The 20,795-nt window shown below is 71.2% G+C and carries 17 protein-coding genes; 6 read left to right on the plus strand and 11 right to left on the minus strand.

Going from position 1 to position 20,795, the window contains the following annotated elements; translation table 11 throughout:
• The first annotated feature begins 165 nt into the window (after positions 1-165).
• A complete protein-coding gene (locus E0E30_RS00305; protein WP_130864593.1) occupies positions 166-945 on the plus strand; it encodes a carbon-nitrogen hydrolase family protein in 780 nt (259 codons plus the stop codon).
• A 58-nt stretch (positions 946-1,003) separates the two neighbouring features.
• Here the strand turns inward: E0E30_RS00305 and E0E30_RS00310 are convergent, their stop codons facing one another.
• Entirely contained in the window at positions 1,004-1,276 is a 273-nt protein-coding gene (locus tag E0E30_RS00310) for a YciI family protein (RefSeq protein ID WP_130864594.1), read from the minus strand.
• Positions 1,277-1,353: 77 nt separating this feature from the next.
• Positions 1,354-2,559: a MarP family serine protease gene (locus tag E0E30_RS00315; RefSeq protein WP_130864595.1), complete on the minus strand. Its 1,206-nt coding sequence runs from the start codon at positions 2,557-2,559 to the stop codon at positions 1,354-1,356.
• Between the two features lie 90 nt (positions 2,560-2,649).
• On the opposite strand from E0E30_RS00315, the gene idi reads away from it, so the two are divergent.
• Positions 2,650-3,231 carry an isopentenyl-diphosphate Delta-isomerase gene (gene idi, locus E0E30_RS00320; protein ID WP_130864596.1) on the plus strand — a complete coding sequence of 194 codons (582 nt, stop codon included), beginning with the start codon at positions 2,650-2,652 and terminating at the stop codon, positions 3,229-3,231.
• Here the strand turns inward: idi and E0E30_RS00325 are convergent.
• A complete protein-coding gene (locus E0E30_RS00325) occupies positions 3,218-4,144 on the minus strand; it encodes an isoaspartyl peptidase/L-asparaginase family protein (RefSeq protein ID WP_130864597.1) in 927 nt (308 codons plus the stop codon). The two genes, idi and E0E30_RS00325, sit on opposite strands and share 14 nt — an antisense overlap.
• Positions 4,145-4,488: 344 nt before the next feature.
• Here E0E30_RS00325 and E0E30_RS00330 point away from each other — a divergent pair, with 344 nt between their 5' ends.
• The gene (locus E0E30_RS00330; RefSeq protein WP_245306448.1) at positions 4,489-5,712 is read left to right on the plus strand and encodes a M23 family metallopeptidase; all 1,224 of its coding nucleotides are present in this window, start codon (positions 4,489-4,491) and stop codon (positions 5,710-5,712) included.
• Between the two features lie 65 nt (positions 5,713-5,777).
• Here the strand turns inward: E0E30_RS00330 and E0E30_RS00335 are convergent, their stop codons facing one another.
• From E0E30_RS00335 to E0E30_RS00360, 6 genes are read right to left on the minus strand one after another with little or no spacing between them, the layout of a single operon-like run.
• On the minus strand, positions 5,778-7,133 hold the full coding sequence (locus E0E30_RS00335) for a YibE/F family protein (RefSeq protein ID WP_130864598.1): 1,356 nt from the start codon (positions 7,131-7,133) through the stop codon (positions 5,778-5,780).
• A gap of 15 nt (positions 7,134-7,148) precedes the next feature.
• Positions 7,149-8,543: a sensor histidine kinase gene (locus E0E30_RS00340; RefSeq protein ID WP_130866640.1), complete on the minus strand. Its 1,395-nt coding sequence runs from the start codon at positions 8,541-8,543 to the stop codon at positions 7,149-7,151.
• A gap of 50 nt (positions 8,544-8,593) precedes the next feature.
• Positions 8,594-9,286, minus strand: coding sequence for a response regulator transcription factor (locus tag E0E30_RS00345; protein WP_280953290.1), 693 nt, complete (start codon positions 9,284-9,286; stop codon positions 8,594-8,596).
• A 25-nt stretch (positions 9,287-9,311) separates the two neighbouring features.
• Positions 9,312-10,358: a type 1 glutamine amidotransferase family protein gene (locus E0E30_RS00350; protein WP_130864600.1), complete on the minus strand. Its 1,047-nt coding sequence runs from the start codon at positions 10,356-10,358 to the stop codon at positions 9,312-9,314.
• Positions 10,359-10,379: 21 nt separating this feature from the next.
• Positions 10,380-10,850, minus strand: coding sequence for a low molecular weight protein-tyrosine-phosphatase (locus E0E30_RS00355; protein ID WP_130864601.1), 471 nt, complete (start codon positions 10,848-10,850; stop codon positions 10,380-10,382).
• A gap of 43 nt (positions 10,851-10,893) precedes the next feature.
• On the minus strand, positions 10,894-11,988 hold the full coding sequence (locus E0E30_RS00360; RefSeq protein ID WP_167853844.1) for a DUF2510 domain-containing protein: 1,095 nt from the start codon (positions 11,986-11,988) through the stop codon (positions 10,894-10,896).
• Between the two features lie 325 nt (positions 11,989-12,313).
• On the opposite strand from E0E30_RS00360, the gene E0E30_RS00365 reads away from it, so the two are divergent.
• The 3 genes from E0E30_RS00365 (at position 12,314) to E0E30_RS00375 (ending at position 16,854) form a co-directional block, all read left to right on the plus strand.
• Positions 12,314-14,215: an ABC transporter ATP-binding protein gene (locus E0E30_RS00365; RefSeq protein WP_245306449.1), complete on the plus strand. Its 1,902-nt coding sequence runs from the start codon at positions 12,314-12,316 to the stop codon at positions 14,213-14,215.
• Complete coding sequence (locus E0E30_RS00370; protein ID WP_245306450.1) at positions 14,208-16,136, plus strand: ABC transporter ATP-binding protein; 1,929 nt, start codon at positions 14,208-14,210, stop codon at positions 16,134-16,136. Before E0E30_RS00365 ends, E0E30_RS00370 begins: the two co-directional genes overlap by 8 nt.
• Before the next feature lie 157 nt (positions 16,137-16,293).
• Entirely contained in the window at positions 16,294-16,854 is a 561-nt protein-coding gene (locus E0E30_RS00375; RefSeq protein ID WP_130864603.1) for a dihydrofolate reductase family protein, read from the plus strand.
• A 91-nt stretch (positions 16,855-16,945) separates the two neighbouring features.
• Here E0E30_RS00375 and E0E30_RS00380 read toward each other — a convergent pair whose 3' ends face one another.
• The gene (locus E0E30_RS00380) at positions 16,946-19,024 is read right to left on the minus strand and encodes a bifunctional metallophosphatase/5'-nucleotidase (RefSeq protein WP_130864604.1); all 2,079 of its coding nucleotides are present in this window, start codon (positions 19,022-19,024) and stop codon (positions 16,946-16,948) included.
• A gap of 175 nt (positions 19,025-19,199) precedes the next feature.
• On the minus strand, positions 19,200-20,498 hold the full coding sequence (locus tag E0E30_RS00385; protein WP_130864605.1) for a TIGR04053 family radical SAM/SPASM domain-containing protein: 1,299 nt from the start codon (positions 20,496-20,498) through the stop codon (positions 19,200-19,202).
• Positions 20,499-20,795: the final 297 nt, after the last annotated feature.

Here is a 20,795-nt window from a genome sequence, read left to right on the forward strand (position 1 = left end):
CCGTGATTTTCGTCACGTTCGCATAGCGAAAACCTGTGCATCGAGTTCTCCACAGGGTTGTCCACACCCGGGGGATAGCTACATGGGTGTAACTACAGCCCTCGGATCCGGCGTGAGGGCGGTCCGGGATCGTCGGCTCCCGGGCCGACGGCCGACAATGGCCCCATGACGAACCTGTCCCTCGCCCTGGTCCAGTTCATCGCCGGCCACGACCCTCGGGCCAACCTCGACACGATCGTCGGCGCCATCGATGACGCCGCCCGTGCCGGCGCACGCCTGGTCGTCCTGCCCGAGGCGGCCATGGCCGGCTTCGGGGCGGATCTGCGGGATGTCGCCGAGCCCCTCGACGGTCCTTTCGCCACCGGGGTGCGCCGAGCCGCCCGGGAGGCCGGGGTCGTCGCCGTCGTCGGCATGTTCACCCCCGCCGGGGCCCGGGTGCGCAACACCCTGCTCGTCACCGACGGACGCGGCGAGGACGGCGTCGAGGAACGCTACGACAAGATCCACCTCTACGACGCCTTCGGGTTCCGCGAGTCGGCGACGGTCGAGGCCGGTGACCGGACGGTCGTCGTCGAGGTCGACGGGGTGCGGATCGGTCTGGCGACCTGCTACGACCTGCGCTTCGGTGCGCACTTCACCGCCCTGGGACGGGCCGGGGCGCAGCTCGTCGTCGTGCCGGCGTCCTGGGCAGGTGGCCCGGGCAAGGCCGAGCAGTGGGACGTCCTCACCCGGGCGCGGGCCCTGGACGGCCAGGCCTGGCTGGCCGCCTGTGACCAGGCGTGGATCGAGCCCGGGGCCCGCGACCTGGGAGTGGGGCTGAGCCGCGTCGTCGACCCGCTCGGGCACGTCGATGCAGCCCTGGGCGAGGGCCCGGGGATGCTGCGTCACGTCATCGACCTGGAGCGGGTCGCGCAGGTGCGCCGGGCGCTGCCCGTCCTCGACTGAGCACCCCGCCGCCACGGCTCGAGTGCTGCTCAGCGGACCCGGCGCACCGCCGGGGGCCTCAGATGTCGAAGTTCGGCTTCCATTCGCGGACGCTGGCCACCTGCACCGCATCGCGCGGGTAAGGGTCCTGGGCCAGATCGGCGTCGAGGGCCTCCCGGCTGTCGACGGTGAAGAGGAGGACGGCGCCGCTGCCGTCGGCCAGGGGTCCGGCATTGACGAGGTGACGACGCTCCTTGAGCTCCTCGAGGTACTCGAGGTGGCGCGGCCGGGCCGCGAGACGCTCGGACTCGTGGGCCGGATCGTAATGGGTTTCGACGATGAACACTGCCATGGCGTGAGTGTAGTGCTGTCGTCCCGGTCACTCCGCGGTCGGGGCCCAGCCGGTCCCGCCTGGACGGTGTCCCGGCCTCACTGCGCGGTGCAGGACTGGGTCGAGACCGGCGTCGTGGCCGCGTCCCCCTGCCGGATGAGAGCCAGCGACTGAGGGTTGGCCAGGGCGTAGCCGGTCGACCCGTCGGTCGTCGACCGGGCGAAGATCGTGCCGGCGACGCGGCCGTCGGTCGTCAGCAGGGGTCCGCCGGAGTTGCCCGGCTCGACCGTGCCGCGCAGCGAGATGATCGACCGGGTGACCGAGCGCGTGGCGTAGATGTTCTCGCCGGTCGCCTCGAGGGTGCCACGCACCCGTGCGGCGCCCACGGTGTACGGCCCGTCGAGCGGGAACCCGGCGACGACAACCGACTGTCCGGAGCTCACCGAGCTGACGGTCCGCAGCGGGGTCGCGGTGAGCGAGGGCACGCGCAGCACCGCCAGATCGAGGTCCGGGTCGTAGGCGACGACGGTGGCGGCCAGCGCCTGCCCCGTTCCGCCGACCTGGACGGTGATGGTCGAGGCCCCGGCGACGACGTGCGCGTTCGTCACGACGCGACGGGTGTCGGCGACCCAGCCGGTGCCCTCGGACTGCCGCGAGCACAGGGTCGACGTCGCCCGCACCTTGACGATCGAGGCCGCCGCCGCGCGCACCGCGGCCGTCGTCGTGGCGGAGTCGTCGGGGGTGGCGGCCGGCAGGGTGGGCTCGACCCCGAGCCCGGAGAAGACCTTGGGGAAACCGTCGGCGATGGCTCCCATGGCCCTGGTGGCGGCCCGGTCGACCGATTCGGGCACCACCTCCTGGGCGGTCCCCAGCACCCGGGAGGATGCCACCGCCCGGGCCTGGGCGGGGGAGAGGAAGGGTTGGACGGCCGAGGCGACGACGGCCATGACGACGGCGGCCATCCCCAGCGACAGCGCGGCCCCGACGATCTCGTCGACCCGTCGCAGCAGCCGGACCCGGGTGGCGTCGCGCAGACGGCGTCCCACGAGGACGCACAGACCCTCGCCGATCTGCGTCGCCAGCACGACGATGCCCAACCGGACGAGGGTCATCGTCGTGTCGCCCACCTGGGAGGCCCCCAGGGCCGACGCCGCCCGCCCGGCGAGCCACAACCCGGCCCACAGCCCGGCGATGAGGCCGACCAGGCCCGTGACCCCGACGAGGGCGCCGCGGCGCCAGCCCCGCGCTGCCTGGCCGATGAGCACGAGGAGCAGGACGAGGTCGAGCATGGTGCTGCCGGTCATCGGTCACCTCTCATCGGACACCTCCCGGGGACATGGGGAGATCCCAGCGTGCCACGGGTGGCTGGCGGACAGCTGTGTATCTTTCCTCCCATGACCTCGCAGCCCGCCGCACCGCGGCCGCACGCCGGTGATGACCTGGTCGTCCTCCTCGACGAGAGCGGCAGTCCGGTCGGGACCGCCGATCGGCTGGCCGTGCACACGGAGTCGACGCCACGACACCTGGCCTTCTCGTGCCACATCCTCGACCGCGACGGTCAGGTGTTGCTCACCCGCCGGGCGCTGGCCAAGGGCACCTGGCCGGGGGTGTGGACCAATTCCTGCTGTGGACATCCTCGGCCCGGCGAGGAGGTGCGCGACGCCGTCGTCCGGCGGGTCGAGGAGGAGCTGGGGCTCGTCGTCGAGCCGGAGCGGGTGCAGACCGTCCTGCCCGAGTTCAGCTATGCCGCCACCGATGCGTCCGGGGTCGTCGAGAACGAGCTGTGCCCGGTGCACGTCGTGTGGCTGGCCGAGCCCGCCGAGCGTGTGGAGCTGCACCCGGACCCGGCCGAGGTGGACTCGTGGCTGTGGACGCCGTGGGACCAGGCGCGGGCCCTGGCACGCACCGCCGTGCCGCCGATGAGCCCGTGGTCGGTGCTCCAGTTCGAGGAGCTCGGGGCGCTCAGACCAGCGTGACGACCTCGTCCCCGCGCCGATGGGCGGCGAGGATCGAGGCGGCGACGTGGGCGACGAGTCCGGTCCCCTCGGCGGTGACGGCGATGAGCCCGCCGGTGGCGTGGCGCCCGGTCACCTCGGCCAGGGCGTGCGCGGCGGCGTCGACGACGTCCGGGCCGGCCAGCCGAAGTCGCGCGTCGACCTCGTGGGCGACCGACCCGGCCAGGAAGGCCTCCCCGTCCCCGGTGCACGAGACGGCGACGACACCGTCCCGGGCCCAGGTTCCCGCTCCGATGACGGGGGAGTCGCCGACCCGTCCCCAGGACGTGCCGCAGATCCCTCCGGTCGAGGTGGCCGAGGCCAGGTGGCCGGAGCGGTCCCGGGCGACCGCGCCGACCGTGCCGTGTCGGGGAGCCACGGCCCGGTCGGCAAGGACCTCGGCGAGTTGGGTGCGGCGTCGGTCGGTGACGAAGTACTCGGGTGGTTCGACGTCGAGCCCCCAGTCGCGGCACAGCTGTTCGGGTGGGTCGACGACGAGGACGTTGTCGGTACGGTCCATGACCGCCCGGGCCGCCTCGACGGTGTGTCGGGCGTGCCGGGAGCAGGCCACCGCGCCGGCCCGGCCGTCCCCGGTCATGACGGCGGCGTCCATCTCGACGGTGCCGGCGGCGGTGAGGACCGCCCCACGCCCCGCGTTCAAGAGGGGGTCGTCCTCGAGGGCGCGCACGGCGGCGATGACGACGTCGAGGGCCGGTGCGCCGGCGTCGAGGAGCTCCTCGCCGGCGAGGAAGGCCCGGCGCAGGCCCTCGCGGTACGCGTCGGCCGTCTGGCCGGTGCGCGGTGGCACGGGCCCGGCACCTCCATGGATGACGAGGAGGGGTCCGTCAGCGTGCACGACGTCGTGGAACATGGCGCCATCGTAGGACGCCGGCATCCCCGGGCCTGTGGACAACGTCCCCCGAGCTGGGGACAGACACGGTCGACCCGACCTGTCATGATGCGCAGCGGCCGCCCGGACGGGGCCAGCTCACCTCGTCACGGCGCGGTTGTGGAATGACAGCGATGTGTTTTCCCCAGCCAGATGGGTTGTCCACAGGGCGCTGTGGACAACCTGGGTCGTGGTGGTGGACGAGCCGGGCGACGCGGGGCGGCGGGATCGGATGACCCGAACGCGAACCCTCGGTGAACACTTCGCCGGAACCGCTGACAAATCACCCGGTATGTGATGGGCTCGGGGGCGCGAATGCGACGTGGAACCGGACGGGAACGAGGGACACCATGGTGACGCTGCGAGCAGTGATGCAGGGAGTGGTCGCTCCCCTCGTCGCGGCCTCGACCCTCGTCGTCGCCGGGTGGGCCAGCCTGCCGTCGAGCCCGGACCTGCACGCCGCGCCGGCGCCGAGGCCCTCCGTCACTCCGGTCGAGACGCACTCGAGCTCGCTGCCGCCCACCGGTCGGGGTGACCAAGGGCGTGTCCCGACCTCGCTGCCGGCGCCGGCCGTCCTCCCCGGGCTCACCCAGCCGTCGGCAGGGGCCGCCGCCGATTCCCCCGCGATGCCGTCGGGGACCGGTGAGGACACCACCGTCCTCACCCGCCCCAGGACCATCCCGATGTCGGTGCTGACGATGCCGAGGGCCGTCACGGGACCCACCGGCACCCTGCTGTCACGGCCGGTCGACGGGCCGATCACCTCGCCGTTCGGGATGAGGTTCCACCCGGTGCTCCACGTGTGGAAGCTGCACACCGGCACCGACTTCGGCGTTCCCTGCGGCACCCCGGTCGGGGCGGCGGCCGACGGCGTCGTCACCTTCACCGGGTGGGGTGGAGGAGACGGCATCCGGGTCGTCGTCGACCACGGCACCCTGGCCGGCCACCACGTCGAGACGACGTACAACCACCTCTCGGCGATCGGCGTCACCGTGGGCCAGAAGATCACGGTGCACCAGGGCCTGGCCCTCAGTGGGACGACGGGCTACTCCACCGGCTGTCACCTCCACTTCGAGGTCATGGTCGACGGGCAGTTCACCGACCCGGTGCCGTGGCTGTCGGGGTCCCCGGTCGTCGTCGACCTGTCGAAGCTGAGGACCCGTCCGGTCGCGGCACCGACGGCCACCCCGACCCCGACTCCGGCCGAGCCCGGCTCGCACAGCGCCACGCCGACCCCGTCGAGCCCTCGCCCGTCGAGCCCCAGTTCGTCGAACCCCAGCGTGTCGACCTCGACCCCGGCGCGTCCGGGTCCCTCCGGTCCGAGCAGCGGCGCACCGGGTTCCGGGACCCCGTCGCCGACGCGTCTGTGCACGCCGGCGCCCACCCCCGGTGGGCCGACGCCGACTCCGCGGCCGTGCCCGCCCGCCCCGTCGGGAACGCCGGGACCGTCGGCCTCCGGCACGTCGACCCCCGGTCCGGGGGGCACCGTCCCGTCACCGTCGAACTCAGCGGTTCCCGGTCCCTCCGCGTCCGACTCGTCGGCCCCGGCTCCCTCGGACTCGACGACCTCGTGAGGACCGGTCCTCGGCCGAGGTGATCCGTCCGTGTGCCGGCGAGGTCACTCGCCGAGGTCCCTGCCTCACGACGAGGCCGGCCGACGGAACCGGTCGGTGCCCGTCGGATCGCTGCCCGACCCGTCCGTGCGGGCCACCGCATGTGCCGAAGGGCGATCCACGTGGGCGGATCGGTGGTCCGTGGGGCCCGGGCGCCGTTGCCCCTGAAGGGTGTGCCAGGCCAGCAGCGCCCCGATCCCCGTCGTGAGCGGGACCGACAGGACGAGCCCGATCGACCCGATGAGGGTCCGGACGATCTCCTCGGCGAAGGACTCGCTGCGCAGCATGTCGATGAGCGGCAACCGGTAGATCATGAGCAGGAGCAGCGACGACATCGCCGCACCGGCGGTGGCGAAGGCGATGGTGTAGACGCTCGAGGCGATGTGGTCGCGCCCGATCCGCATGGCGCGCCGGTAGAGGTCGCGCCGACTCGTCGCGGTGTCGGCGAGCTCCCACACCGCCGAGGCCTGGGTGACGGTGACGTCGTTGAGGACGCCGAGCCCGGCGATGATGACCCCGCAGATGATGACGCCCTGGAGCCGCACGTCCGGTGCCGAGGCCGCCAGGACGAAGTCGTCCTCGCTCGTCACCCCGGTGAGGTGGGCCCACCGGGTCGCCGCCCAGCCGAGCCCGGCCGCCAGCAGCAGACCGAAGAGGGTGCCGATGAGGGCGGTCGTCGTGCGGGTGGAGAAACCGTGGGTGAGGTAGATGACGACGAACATGATCGCCGCCGAACCGACCAGACCCACGAGCACGGGCTGCGAACCCGAGACGAGCGCCGGGTAGAGGAACCTGCCGAGGATGAGGAAGGCCAGGACGAGACTCACCACCGCGGCGAGCCCCCGCCACCGCGCCACCGCGACGACGACGACGAGGAAGAGGGCGGCGATGAGGCCCAGCGGCATGGTCCGCTCGAAGTCGTAGAACTGGTACGTCACCTGATTGGTGCCGGTCGGCACCCGGTACATCCGGATGACCTGGCCGGCGTGCACCCCGGAGGCCGACACCGCGGCGGTGAGCGTGATCGACGCCGTCTGCCCCTTCTCGGGACCCTCGTCGACGTGCACGGCGATCTGGTCGCAGACGTCCTGGCGGCCCGAGCTCCCCGAGCCGCCCGACCCGGCCTGACCGTTGCACGATCCGGCCCTGACCGACGACACGGTGCCCTGGACGAAGCTCACCCCCGGTGCGTTCCAGGCGGCCGAGTCCGAGGAGATGTGCCGGTCGACGTCGTGCGGCCACAGCGCCACCAGGCCGACGATCGTCGCCAGGGCCAGGGGTGTCAGGAGGAGCAGGAGTCGGCCCAGGGCGGAGCGCTCCCGGGCTCGCTGCTCGGCGGTACGCGGCTGGTGACCCGGATGGGAGTGTCTGACGTCGTCCACGGGCCCGAGCCTAGATCAGGCCTCCTCGGACGCGGTCTCCTCGGCGGGTCTGTCGTGTCGGGGCAGGTGCACGGTGAACATCGCGCCGCCGCTGGGGGCCCGGGAGGCCTTGATCCCCCCGCCGTGGGAACTCACCGTGTGGGCGACGATGGACAGTCCCAGTCCGGTGCCGGGGGTGTTGCGAGCCCGATCCGACCGGTAGAAGCGTTCGAAGATGTGTGGCAGGTCCTCGTCGGCGATGCCCGGGCCCTCGTCGTAGACGGTGACCGTGTCCCCGTCCATCCGGACGGTGACGGTGCCACCGGGGGGAGAGAACTTCACGGCGTTGTCGAGGAGGTTCGTCACGGTGCGCTCGATGGCCTGCGGGTCTCCGAGCATGGGATGTGTCGCCGTCTCGACGTCGAAGGTGAGGCCCGGCCCACGACGACGACCCCGCTCGACGGCCTTGGTGACGACGTCGGCCAGGTCGAACTGCTCGGGACGCGGCGGCGGCGCGTCCTCCCGGGACAGCTGGACGAGGTCGCCGATGAGGCTCGAGAACTCGCCGAGCTGGGCGGCGATGTCGGTGAGGATCTCGCCCTTGGCCTCCGGCGGCAGCATCCCGGACTTCTGATCGGCCATGAGCAGCTCGACATTGGTGCGCATCGACGTCAAGGGCGTGCGCAGCTCGTGGGAGGCGTCCGCGATGAGCCTCTTCTGACGCTCGCGGGAGTTCGTCAGCGAGGACAACATGGTGTTGAACGATCTGGCGAGGTCGCCCAGCTCGTCATGGGAGTGGACCTTGATGGGCACGAGTTCGTCGGTCGCCGAGACCCGGTGCACGGCCCGCGAGAGGTCGCGGATGGGGCGGGTGGCGTCGACCGCCGCCCAGTACCCGGCGATGGCGGTGGCGGCCACACCGACGATGCCGGCCACGAGCAGGACCGTCCACAGTGACCGCAGCACCGCCTGGGTCTCCGACAGGGAGCGGCCCATGACGAGGGCGTAGCTGCCCGAGGACGTCTGCAGCGGGCTCGTCTGCAGAGGGACGGCGACGATCCGCATGGCGTCGCCCTTGGAGTCGACGACGGTGCGGGCCTCGGTGCCGATGCCGAGTCGCGCGATCGCCAACTCCTCGGGTCCGATCGTGATCCTCCGGCTCGCCCCGGGGATGGTCTCGGTGCTGCCGTCGGCCTTGATGAGGACGAGGGTGGCGTCGGCGGTGCGCATGGCGGCGGAGTCGAGCCCGCCGAGGTTGTCGATGTCGGCGCCGATCGGGGTCGACATCGACATCGCCAGTCTCGTGAGCTGGTCGTCCAGCTGGTCGTACAGGGTGATGCGGGTCATGAGGTAGGCCGACAGGCCGACGACGAGGACGGCCAGTGCGACGCTCACCGAGGCCAGCACGCTCACCCGCCGCCCCATCGTCATGTGGGGGGCCCGGGGACGCCAGTCGAGGATGCGACGCCACCACAGGTGGATCACGGCATGGCTTCCCGCAGGACGTAGCCGACCCCGCGCACGGTGTGGATGAGCCGCGGCTCGCCGTCATGCTCGGTCTTGCGGCGCAGGTAGCCGATGTAGACCTCGAGGGAGTTGGCGGTCGTCGGGAAGTCGAATCCCCACACCTCGTGGAGCAGCCAGCCGCGCTCGAGGACCTTGCGCGGGTTCTGCAGGAACACGTGGAGCAGGGCGAACTCGGTGCGGGTGAGGTTGATGCGCCTCTTCCCCCTCGTCACCTCGCGGGTCTGCGGGTCGAGGGTGAGGTCGGCGAAGGTGAGCACCTCGACGGCGTCGACCGGTTCGGCCTCGATCCGGGACCGCCGGGTGAGGGCGCGCAGCCGGGCGAGGAGCTCGTCGAGGGCGAACGGCTTGACCATGTAGTCGTCGGCGCCGGCGTCCAGCCCGTCGACGCGGTCCCCGACGGCGTCGCGTGCCGTGAGGATGAGGATCGGCACGTCGTTGCCGTTGGCCCGCAGCATCTGGGTGGCCTCGAGTCCGTCGAGGCGAGGCATCATGACATCCATGATGACGGCGTCCGGGTGACTCCCCGACAGATGCGCCAGGGCCTCGACGCCGTCCTCGGCGGTCTCGACGTCGTAGCCGCTGTACTGCAGCGACCGCGCCAAGGACTCACGCACCGCGCGATCGTCGTCCACCACCAGGATGTGCATGGTCATAGCCTGCCACCTCCCTGCCTCAGTTCTCGACCTCGACCGCCCCGGCAGGGGAGGCGTCGGTGCTCGTGGGGTCGGCCGGGTCGGCGGACGCGGAGTCGGGGTCGGCCCGGTCGTCGGGAGCCGTGGCGTGCTCGGTCCCGGTCTGCTCGGTCGCAGTGGGCCCGGTCGTGGCCTCCAGAGCGGCACGACGCTCGGCGGCCTCCTGGCGCTCCCGAGCCACCCGGGACGCCGCCGCCACCTTGGCCAGCCCGGCGAACCTCGGCCGGGCCGGGGTGGGGGTGGGGTCGTGGTGACGGCTGCGCTCGGAGCGCACGAGAACCCCGTCAGGGTCCTTGGTGAACCACCGCACCAGGCCGGTGCCGAGGACGTGGGTGCGGCCGGAACCCTCGTCGACGACCAGACAGGTGCCCTCGTCGATCGCCACCGCACTCGACAGCAGTCCCGCCTCGATGGCCGAGACGAGCAGCCCGTCACCGCAGAAGGCGTCGTTGTGGGTGGCGACGGTGAGGCTCACCAAGCCCAGGCCCTCGATGAGGGTGACCTCCTCGAATCCGTCGGACCCGGCCCGGGACCCGACCTGTCGGCCCTGCAGGCGCCATCCGCCGGCCAAGGAGGTCGTCGAGGCCGCCATGGCTCCGGCCGAGAAGCCGAGCCAGGGCGCGCCTCCGCGCACGAGCCGGGACAGCTGCTCGGCGGCGGGCGCCAGACCGGTGACGTAGCCGGGCACCCAGCCGCCGCCGACGATGATGCCGGCCAGCTGGTCGAGTCCCTCGGGCAGGGCGAAGTCGGGGTCCTCGGGCCAGGCGGGGGCCGGGTCGGACCCGTCGGGGCCGGTGAGGAGGGGCGCGGTGCCCGGGCCGTCCAGGTGGATCGGCACGATGGTCGCCTCGGGCCAGCGCGAGGTGACGATCGAGGCCAGCTCGGTGAGGAACCCGCCGGAGTGCTGCTGCGGTCCGGCGACGACGACGCCGATCCGGTCGCCGTGTTCACGCGCCTCGGCGACGAAGTCGTCGTGGACCTCGGTGAGGGACGCGTCGAAGGGGCCGCCGACCAGGAAGAAACTCATGGTCGACAGGATATCGGGCGCTCAGCGGGCCCCGAGGGCCGCGATGATGCCCGGCATGGCGTCCTCGATCTGGTCGGCGGTCACCTCGAACCCGGCGGCGTCCCCGTACCAGGGGTCGACCAGGGCCGTGCCCGGAGGGACCGAGGGGTCGAAGTCGCGCAGCAGCGCCAGGTTGGACGCCCCGGGGGCCATCCGGGACAGGGCGCGGACGTGCGAGGGTTCGGCGGCGACGACGAGGTCGGCGCCGCGGATGTCGTCGGCCCCGATCTGCCGGGCGATGTGGGGTGAGACGTCGTAGCCGCGGCGCTCGAGGACGGCGCGGGCGCGCCGGTCCATCGGGTTGCCGTCCTCCTCGTCGGAGACCCCGGCGCTCGTGATGACGGCGTCGATCCCGGCCTCGGCGGCCGCCCGACGGGCGATGCGTTCGGCCATGGGGGAGCGGCAGATGTTGCCGTGGCACACGAAGACGATGGTCGGACGGGGCGTGGTCATGGTCTCTCCTCGCAGCGGTGGTGGCTCGGATCGGGGTCGGGGTTCAGGAGTGGACGAGGGACCTGCGTGCGGCTCCGACGTCGCGACGTCCCTGGTCGTCGCTCGTGCGGAACCACCCGACCCAGGAGGAGGTCGGGCCGCCACCGGCCCCGGAGACGACGACGAGGTCGACCGTCCACAGGTCGCCGGTGGGCGAGATGAGGAGGTAGACCGTCTCCAGCCCGGTGGCGCCACCGTCCGCCACGTCGCTGCTGTCGACCTCCCGGTACTGCGCTCCCGACCACGGCGCGGCCGACGTCAGGCACGACAGGTACCAGGACAGGTCGCGTTCCAGCCGGGTGGCCGAGGACGCCGGCAGGGTGCCGATCGCCATTCCACTCGTGCCTGAGGCGTCCTCGACCGCCGTGCGGTCGGACAACCAGGCGAACCGCGGCGGGGAGACGAGGGACGTCCAGCGGTCGGAGGGGATGACGGACAGTCGCCCGGCGGAGTACTGGGTCCCGGTGACCCGGGTCGTCGCGCCGGTGCCGGCCCGACACGACTGCGGCAGGGGACTGGTGGGGGTCGTCGTGCCCGGGTTCGCCCCGGGCGTGCTGGGTGAGGAGGCCGGGGTCGACGGGGTCCGGGTCGGGGTCGACGGGGTCCGGGTCGGGGTCGACGGGGTCGCAGCCGGTCCGTCGGGTGTCGTCGTGGCCGGAGCGGAGGACGGCGTCGCCGAGCCCGTGTCCTGCGGGGCCCCTCCCCGGGTGGCCAGGACGACGACGATGGCGACGAGGACGAGCACGGCGACCCCGGAGGCCACCCATCCGGCGATCCGGCGTGACCGGTGAGGATCCACGAACGGTGGCGCTGCGGGGGAGGTCGCCCCGGAGCTGCCGAGGGCGCCCTCCCGGCCCGACCCGCTGGCATTGGGCCCACCGGCACTGGACCCACCGGCACCGGGCTCGCTGGCGATGGGCCCGACGACGATGGGATCGTGCGGGTCGCGCCCGGGGGGCCGGTCGGATCGGGAATCGCCGCCGGACGGCGTCCACCCGGCCGGTGCGTCCATCGTCTCGGCGGACCACGAGACGCCGTCCCAGTGCCGCAGGCGTCCGGGCGCGCCGGAGGGGTCGGGGTACCACCCTGCTGGTGCCATGACGCCCTCCTGCGGTCCGGCGGGCGGGGAGCCCGCGTCGTCATCACGGTGGCAAGCGGCTCGGACGGTTCCGGGGGCCGTGCCGCCGGGAATCGGCTCCGGACGTCGGTTCCGCAAGACATGGGCCGGGAGCCGACGGACGGTGCGGCGCCGCGGACCGCCGGCGACGACCCGGGTGTCGACCGGCGAATCGGTGGCGACCTGCGGCACCACTGTCATAGGCTGAGACCCATGCTGTCCTGACTGACACCCCGATCGGCCCCGCCACCGCACGCCTGCGGCGCCGTCGTCCACCCCTCACATCGGTCCACGTCAGGAGATCCCCATGCCCGAAGCCAGCTCGTCCGCCAGCCCGACGCCCACCATGAGCGACGAGGTGCGCGAGCTCTACGCCGACGCCCTGGGTCGCAACCCGGCGCTCGCCCCACCTCCCCGGCGCAGCGCCCATGCCCGCTTCGACAACCTCTGGCGGTGCCGCACGTACATGCGGCCCTACATCGCCCGGTTCGTCCTCATGGTGCTCTTCGCCTTTCTGTCGACCCTCGCCGGGATCGTCACACCCCTGGTCACCCAGCGGATCATCGACGGCCCGGTCGCCCACGCCGATCACCGCGGACTGTGGACCCTGGGCACCGCGGCCATCGGCGTCGGCGTCATCGAGGCCCTCTTCATGTTCTGGCGCCGCTGGGTCGTCGCCCGGGCCACTCTGGGGGCCGAGACGGGCATTCGCACCGACCTCTACGCCAAGCTGCAGCGTCTTCCCCTGGGCTTCCACACCCAGTGGGAGTCCGGTCAGTTGCTCTCGCGGATCATGAACGACCTGTCGACGGTGCGCCGATTCCTCGGGTTCGGCTTGCTCTTCATCATCATGAACTGCTTCCAGATCGTCGTCGTGACGATCCTCCTGCTGCGCATGTACTGGCCGCTCGGCGTCGTCGTCCTCGTCTCGGCGGTGCCCATCGTGTGGCTGTGCCTGTGGAACGAACGGCGCTACGTCAAGCTCTCGCGCACCATCCAGGACCAGACCGGGGATGTCGCCTCGGCCGTCGAGGAGTCCGTCCACGGGCTGCGTGTCATCAAGGCCTTCGGGCGGCGTGAGCACGTCTACGCCGGGTTCGACGAGAAGGCCACCATCCTCTGGCGCACCAGCCTGGATCGGGTTCGGCTCACGTCCTTCTTCTGGACCTTCCTCGAGGCCATCCCCACCCTCACCCTCATCGTCGTCCTGGCGGTCGGCGCGGTGGCCGCCGCCCAGCACCGACTCACCCTCGGCACCCTCGTGGCCTTCATCACCCTCATGCTCAGCCTCATCTGGCCCATCGCCTCGTTGGGGTTCCTCCTGTCGATGACCCAGGACGCCATGACCGCCGCCGATCGCATCTGCGAGATCTTCGACGCCCCCGAGACCATCCACGACGGGCCGCGTCGGCTCGAGGACCCCACCGGACGCCTCACCTTCGACGACGTGAGCTACCGCTTCCCCGACGGCGACGAGGACGTCCTGCGACACGTGCACCTCGACATCGCCCCGGGTGAGACGGTGGCCCTCGTCGGCGGCACCGGGTCGGGCAAGACGACCCTCACCGCGCTGGTCCCCCGACTGGCCGACGTCACCGGTGGGGCGATCCGGATCGACGGGGTCGACGTGCGCGAGCTCGAGGTCGCCAACCTGCGCTCCATCGTCGCCACCGCCTTCGAGGACGCGACCCTCTTCTCCATGAGCGTGCGGGAGAACCTCACCCTGGGCCGGCCCGACGCCACCGCCGAGGAGGTCGAGGCGGCGATCGACGTCGCCCAGGCCGGCTTCGTCCGTGACCTGCCCTGGGGCCTGGACACCCGGATCGGGGAGCAGGGGATGAGCCTGTCGGGGGGCCAGCGACAACGGCTCGCCCTGGCCCGAGCGGTCCTCGTGCGTCCGCGGATCCTCGTCCTCGACGACACCCTCTCGGCCCTCGACATGGCCACCGAGGCCCTCGTCGAGGCCGCCCTGAGGAGGGTCCTCGTCGGCGTCACCGGGATCGTCGTCGCCCACCGCGCCTCGACCGTCCTGCTGGCCGACCGGGTCGCCATGCTCTCGGAGGGCACCATCACCCACGTCGGGACCCACGCCGAGCTGCTGGCCACCGTCCCGGAGTACCGCGAGCTGCTCAGCGCCGACTACGACGCCGAGCTCGCCCTCGACGAACCCCTCACCGAGCCCGCGGGAAGGCAGGTGCACCATGGCTGACGACACCCTGACCAGCCAGGACGCCGAGCGCGACGAGATGGTCGAGCCCACCCCGGCGGTCGACCCGGCAGGACCCAAGAATCCCCCGGAACCGCCCCAGCCGGTGGAGGCCGCCGACTGGCGGGGCGTGGCCAACGAGGAGGCCGCCGAGGTCTCGCACCAGGCCTCGGGACTCCTCAAGGCCCGCTCCCGGGCGCTGCTGTGGTCGCTGTTGCGGCCGTACCGGAACCTCGTGTGGATCCTCGTGGCCGCGATCGTCGTCGAGAACATCACGCGGCTGGCTTCGCCCTGGCTGGTCCGCCGAGGGATCGACGCCGGCATCCCCCCGCTCATGCACGGCGGGTCGGCGCGTTACCTCATCGAGACCGTCGTCGCCATGCTCGTCGCCCTGGTCATCCAGGTGAGCACCCGCATCTACTTCCTACGGGTGTCGGGGCGGATGGGCCAGGACGTCCTGCTCGAACTGCGTCGCCGGGTCTTCCAGCACTTCCAGAGGCTCGACGTCGCCTTCCACGACTCCTACACCTCCGGTCGGGTCGTCTCCCGGATGACGAGCGACGTCGACGCCATCGCCGAACTCATGGAGACCGGGTTCGACGGGCTCGTCTCGGCCGTGCTCACCCTCATCGGCACCGGGGTCATGCTCCTGGTCATGGACTGGCGGCTGGGTCTCATCTGCCTGGCCTCGCTCTTCTTCGTCGCAGCCCTGCTGAGGTGGTTCTCGGCGGAGTCGAGCCGGACCTTCCGCAAGGTCCGCAACGCGTCGGCCCAGGTCATCATCCAGTTCACCGAGACGATGACCGGCATCAAGGCGGTCCAGGCGTACCGGCGCGAACCCCGCAACCAGGAGATCTTCACCGGCCTGGCCGACCGCTACCGGGCCATCAACGTGCGGTCCTTCCGGCTCTTCGCCATCTTCATGCCGGGCATCCGGCTCATCGGCAACATCACCATCGGCCTCATGCTCCTCGTCGGCGGATTCTTCGTCCTCAAGGGCTGGGCGACGGTCGGCGTCCTCACCGCCTTCCTGCTGTACCTGCGGCAGTTCTTCGAGCCGCTCACCGACATCGGGCAGTTCTACAACACCTTCCAGTCGGCCTCCTCGGCCCTGGAGAAGCTGTCCGGCGTGCTCGACCAGGACCCGGCCGTCGCCGAGCCCGAGTCGCCGCGGCCGCTGGACCGGGCCCGCGGCCAGGTCGAGCTCGACCACGTCGGTTTCGAGTACGAGACCGGCAGGGTCGTCCTGCCCGACCTCGACCTCCACGTGCCCGCTGGCCAGACGGTCGCCCTCGTCGGCACCACCGGGGCCGGGAAGACGACGATCGCCAAGCTGCTGAGCCGCTTCTACGACCCCACCACCGGTGCGGTGCGGCTCGACGGCGTCGACCTGCGTGACCTGGCCGACGCCGACCTGCGCCGCGAGGTGACGATGGTGACCCAGGAGAACTTCATCTTCGCCGGCACCATCGCCGACAACATCGCCTTCGGGCGGCCCGGGGCCACCCGCGAGGAGATCGAAGGGGCCGCGCGGGTCGTCGGCGCGAACGGGTTCATCGAGGCCATGCCCCAGGGCTACGACACCGACGTCTCCCAGCGTGGCGGACGGTTGTCGGCCGGGCAGCGTCAGCTCGTCGCCTTCGCCCGGGCCTTCCTCGCCGATCCGGCGGTCCTCATCCTCGACGAGGCGACGTCGTCCCTCGACATCCCCTCCGAACGACTCGTGCAGAAGGCGCTGCGGACCATCCTGGCCGACCGCACGGCGTTGATCATCGCCCACCGGTTGTCGACGGTGGAGATCGCCGACCGTGTGCTCGTCCTCGAGCACGGGCGGATCATCGAGGACGGCTCTCCCGCCGAGCTCCAGGCCCGGGGAGGACGCTACGCCGCCCTCCACGACGCCTGGGAGGCATCCCTGGCCTGACGGCGTGTTCCCGGGACCCCCGGGCTCGTGCCCGTGATCTCCTGCTCCCGGAGCAGGAGATCACGCGCTCCCGGACCCGACCACGACTCCCGACCACGAGTCCCGCCCACAGTCCACCCGTCCTCGACCCGCCCGTCCCAGGATCACAGGAGCACCCATGAGCCGCACCGTCGTCGCAAGCCTCTTCCAGTCGGTCGACGGCACCGTCGCCGACCCGTACCTCTTCCAGCACGACTCCTTCGACGAGGAGCTCGGCGTCTGGATGACCTCGGGCATCTCCCGGGTCGACGACGCCGTCCTCGGCCGACGCACCTTCCAGGAATGGTCCGGGTACTGGCCGGCCCACTCCGACGGCCCCGACGCCGTCTTCGCCGACTTCATCAACGCCGTCCCCAAGCACGTGGCGTCGCGGACCCTCACCCCCTCCGACCTCACCTGGACCAACTCGCGGCTCATCGACGACGACCTCGTCGACCATGTGCGGGCGCTCAAGGAGACCGAGGGGCGTGACATCGCGGTCGAGAGGTCGATCTCGGTGGTGCGCCAGCTCGTCGAGGCCGGGGTCATGGACGCCCTCACCCTCACCCTCATCATCCATCCGGCGGCCGCCGGATCGGGTCGGCGGCTCTTCGAGGCCCCCTTGCGACTGCGCCTGCTCGACGTCCAGCGCACGAGCAGGGGGAACGTCCTGGCGACCTACGGGCCGTACGGCTGCTGAGCCACGCCCCGACGCACGACGGCCCCGGATCGCTCCGGGGCCGTCGTGTCAGTGAGGTGTCACACGTCAGTGAGGTGCCAGGGGGGATGACTCAGTTGCCGGTCTTGGGCAGACCCGGCTTCGGCATCCCGGGCTTGCCCGGCGTGGGGGTCCCGGGCTTGCTGGGCGAGGGCTTGCCGGGGGTCGGCGTGCACGAGGCGCCGGTGAGACCGGAGATCTCGGCGTTGTACCGCACGACGGTCTTGCTGTCGGGGAAGGTGAAGGTGACGACGGCCGAGCCGTTCTTGAGGCCCTTGCAGTCGGGGATGGTGAACGACACCGTCCCGACCCCCGCCTTGACCGCGGCCTCGCCGACCGAGACCTTGACCGAACCCTGCTCGATGGTGGCGACGACCTTGGAGTTGGCCGGCGCCCCCTTCGAGGTGAAGTCGACCGTGTCGGGGGCGACGCCGTCCTTGGCCGGCTGGCCGAGGGTGAAGCTCGGGGTGGTCGAGCTCTTCGAGCTCACCGTCGAGGTGAGCGAGACGGCCTGCTTGGCGTAGGAGGGGGTGAGGGTCTTCTGGTCCTTGATCCACGACACCCAGGCGTCGAGGTCGATCTTGCCGGTGTCGACCGGCTTGCTGCCCTCGGCGAGGGTACGGAAGTTGTCACCACCGGTGATGAGGAACGACCCGGAGCCGACGGTATAGGTGCCCTTGGGGTCGATCGGCTTGCCGTTGACCCAGATGCCGGTGATCCGGTCACCCTCGGGACGCGACTCGTCGTAGGTGTAGGTGACGTTGCTCGACAGGCCGAGCTGGAGGTACGGACGTGACGGCACGGCGCCCTTGGCGTCGCGCTGCCACTGCTCCTCGAGGACCTTCTTGAACTGCGCCCCGGAGATCTTCGTCGTCATGAGGGTGTTGGCGAAGGGCAGGACGAGGGCGGCGTCCTTGTAGGTGATGTCGCTGTTGAGCAGCGAGGCGCGGGTGCCGCCGGGGTTCTGGATGCCGATGAAGCTGGGGTCGTCCTTGCCCAGGACGTCCTTGAACATCTGGGCGACCATGTTCGTCATCGTCGACTCGCGGTCGCGGACGTTCGCGCCGAAGGTCGAGTCGGTGGCATTCGACGGGGTGGTGATGGGAGCGGTCGTCGTGCCGATGACCTGGGCACCGACGACCTCGGACTGGGCCTTGGCGTCGGCATAGATCTTCGAGATCTCGGCAATCGTCGGATCGGAGGAGTCGGCGTCGGTCGCGGCGGGGATGACCTCGCCCTTGGCCGAGCAGAGCTTCTTGGCCGAGGTCGACCAACCGAGCTCGACCTTGGCGAGCTTGGTGCCGTAGGACTCGGCCTGGAGCAGCGGGGCCCCATTCTTCGTCGTCCACGAGTAGGTCTGGTGGGTGTGCCCGTTGAACATGACGTCGACGTCGGTGCTCGTCCCGGACCAGATGTCGGCGAAGTTGCCGGTGACGGTGGACGGACCGGCGGTACCACCGACCGCGGCTCCGTCGTGGATCTCGGCGACGACGACGTCGACCTGGCCGGAGCTCTTGAGGCGCTTGGCCTCGGCATTGACGGCGGCGACCGGGTCACCGATGGTGAGGTTGGAGATGCCGGCCGGGGAGACGAGGGAGGGCAGGTCCTTCGTCACGGCACCGACGACACCGATGCGCACCCCGTCCTTCTTGATGATCGTCGAGGCCTGCAGCGGCGAGGCGACGGTCGTCGTGCCCTTGACGTAGACGTTCGCACCCAGGTACGGGAAAGCGCCGTCGATCCGCTGGATGACGTGCCCGGTGAGGTCGGACCAGCCCTTGTCGAACTCGTGGTTGCCGACCGAGGAGGCCTCGACCTTGGCGGCCTTGAGGATGTCGAGGGTGGGGTTGTCCTCGAGGGAGCCGGACTCGAAGGTCGACCCGCCGATGTTGTCCCCGTCGGACAGCAGGAGCACCTTGTCGGCACCGAGCTGGGTGCGCGCCTGGGCGACCGGGGTGAAGAGTTTGGCGGCCTGACCGATCCGACCGTGGAAGTCGTTGAAGTTGAAGATCTGGACGGTCGAGTCGGCGGTGCAGTCGGCCGGTGACGGTGCGGCGTCGGCGAGCGGCGCGGCGACGGTCATCGAACCGGCCATGCCGGCGGCGCAGAGCATGGAAAGCCCGGTGCGACGCCACTTCCTGGCGTGGGTCATGGTCATCTCCTGTGGGTGCGCGGCCCGGGTGACGCCCAGGCCATCAGGCCCAACTCTTGGACACACCTGTGAGGTTGCGCAAGGGGTTGGGCCGAATCGTCACCCAGAGTTCACGAGTTGACCTTGAAAGGTCCCCACCACACGGCACAATCGGGCCCGCGCGATGGAGCGCTCCTCAGCGCTCGATGCCCTCGGGCAGCGGCCCGGTGTACCCGCGTGGCACATAGGCGCAGGACGGGTCGGAGGCCAGCGGGTTGCCGGTCATGGCGTACGCCGTCGACCGTGAGCCGCCGCAGAAGTGGTTGAACTCGCAGGCCCCGCACTTGCCCTCGAACCCAGACGGGTTGCGCAGTGACCGGAACACCGGGGACTGCCGGTAGATCTGCGGGAAGGGCGTCTCCTTGACCGATCCGCAGTGGATCGGCAGGAAGCCCGAGGGGTAGACGTCGCCCACGTGGTCGATGAAGGCGAATCCCGACCCGGAGTTGATGGCCAGTGGGGTGCGCGGTGGACGGGGGTCCTCGATGGCCTCCCCGAGCAGGGCGTTGGTCTCGGCGGTGAGCCAGCGGTAGAGCTCCCCGTGCTCGGCGGGCTCGGCCTCGCCGCGGCGGACGGCGTCACGCTGGAAGGCGATCCGCCGGTACTGGGGGGCCTCGGTGGTCTTGACGGCGATCCGTGTCGAGTTGTCGTGGAGCCAGTGGAGGACGTCCTCCCGCTCGTGCGGGGTGAGCATGTCGAGGTGCTGGCCGCGCCCGGTCGGCACGAGCATGAAGGTGTAGAACATGAACGCCCCGAGATCGATGGCGTTCTTGAGCATCTGCGGGGCCTCGTGGATGTTCTTGGCCGTGAAGACCGTGTTGAGCTGGAACCTCATTCCCAGGTCGTTGAGCATCCGACAGGCCTCGACGGTGCGGTCGAAGGTGCCCGGGATACCACGGAAGGCGTCATGGGTGGCGGCCGACCCGCCGTCGAGGGACATCGACATCATGGAGACGCCGGCGTCCTGGACCGCCTTGACCCGCTCGCGGGTGAACAGTGGCGTCACCGATGGCGAGATCGACACGTGGAGCCCCTTCGAGACGCCGTACTCGATGAGGTCGACGAGGTCGGGACGCTCGAAACAGTCACCACCGGTGAGGATGAGCATGGGGTAGGGCTTCTCGTAGCTCGTGAGCTGGTCGATGAGGGCCCGACCCTCGGCGTTGGTGAGCTGCCCTGGGGCGGCGCGGTGCTGGGCCTCGGCCCGGCAGTGCTGGCAGACGAGGGCGCAGGCCCGGGTCACCTCCCAGATGACGATGAAGGGCTTGTCGGACAGGTCGTGCTTGATCTCGCGGACGAGGGGATGGCCTCCGGGGTGCCGGGGACGGTCTCCGGGGTGGGCGCCCCGACCCCCGCCCGGATGGAGCCCGCCGGGATGGCCCCCCGGGTGCTCGACGGGTCCCTGCGCGGTCCTCGCGGTGTCCTGGGTCGTCATTGTTCCTCCTCGTCACGTCCTGCCGCGTCAGCCTACGTCCGCGCGCGCGAGCACCGGGAACCGGGGACCTACCAGTCGGTAACCTACGGATCGGTAGGTTGGATCTTGTGGGATTTCCACCGAACCGCAGGAAGTCCTTGCGACTGGGGTCGATGTGCTCCAAGAATGGACGAGGTCGGCGCCCGAGCAGTCCGGGCGCCATCCGAGCTTCAGCGATGAACGAGCTGCTGGGAGGCAGTCCATGGCAGACCTTGGCGTCACCGATCGTCAGGAAGGCTCCTCGGCCGAGGGGCCGGA

This window comes from Acidipropionibacterium timonense (assembly GCF_900605005.1).
Taxonomy (GTDB): Bacteria; Actinomycetota; Actinomycetes; order Propionibacteriales; family Propionibacteriaceae; genus Cutibacterium; species Cutibacterium timonense.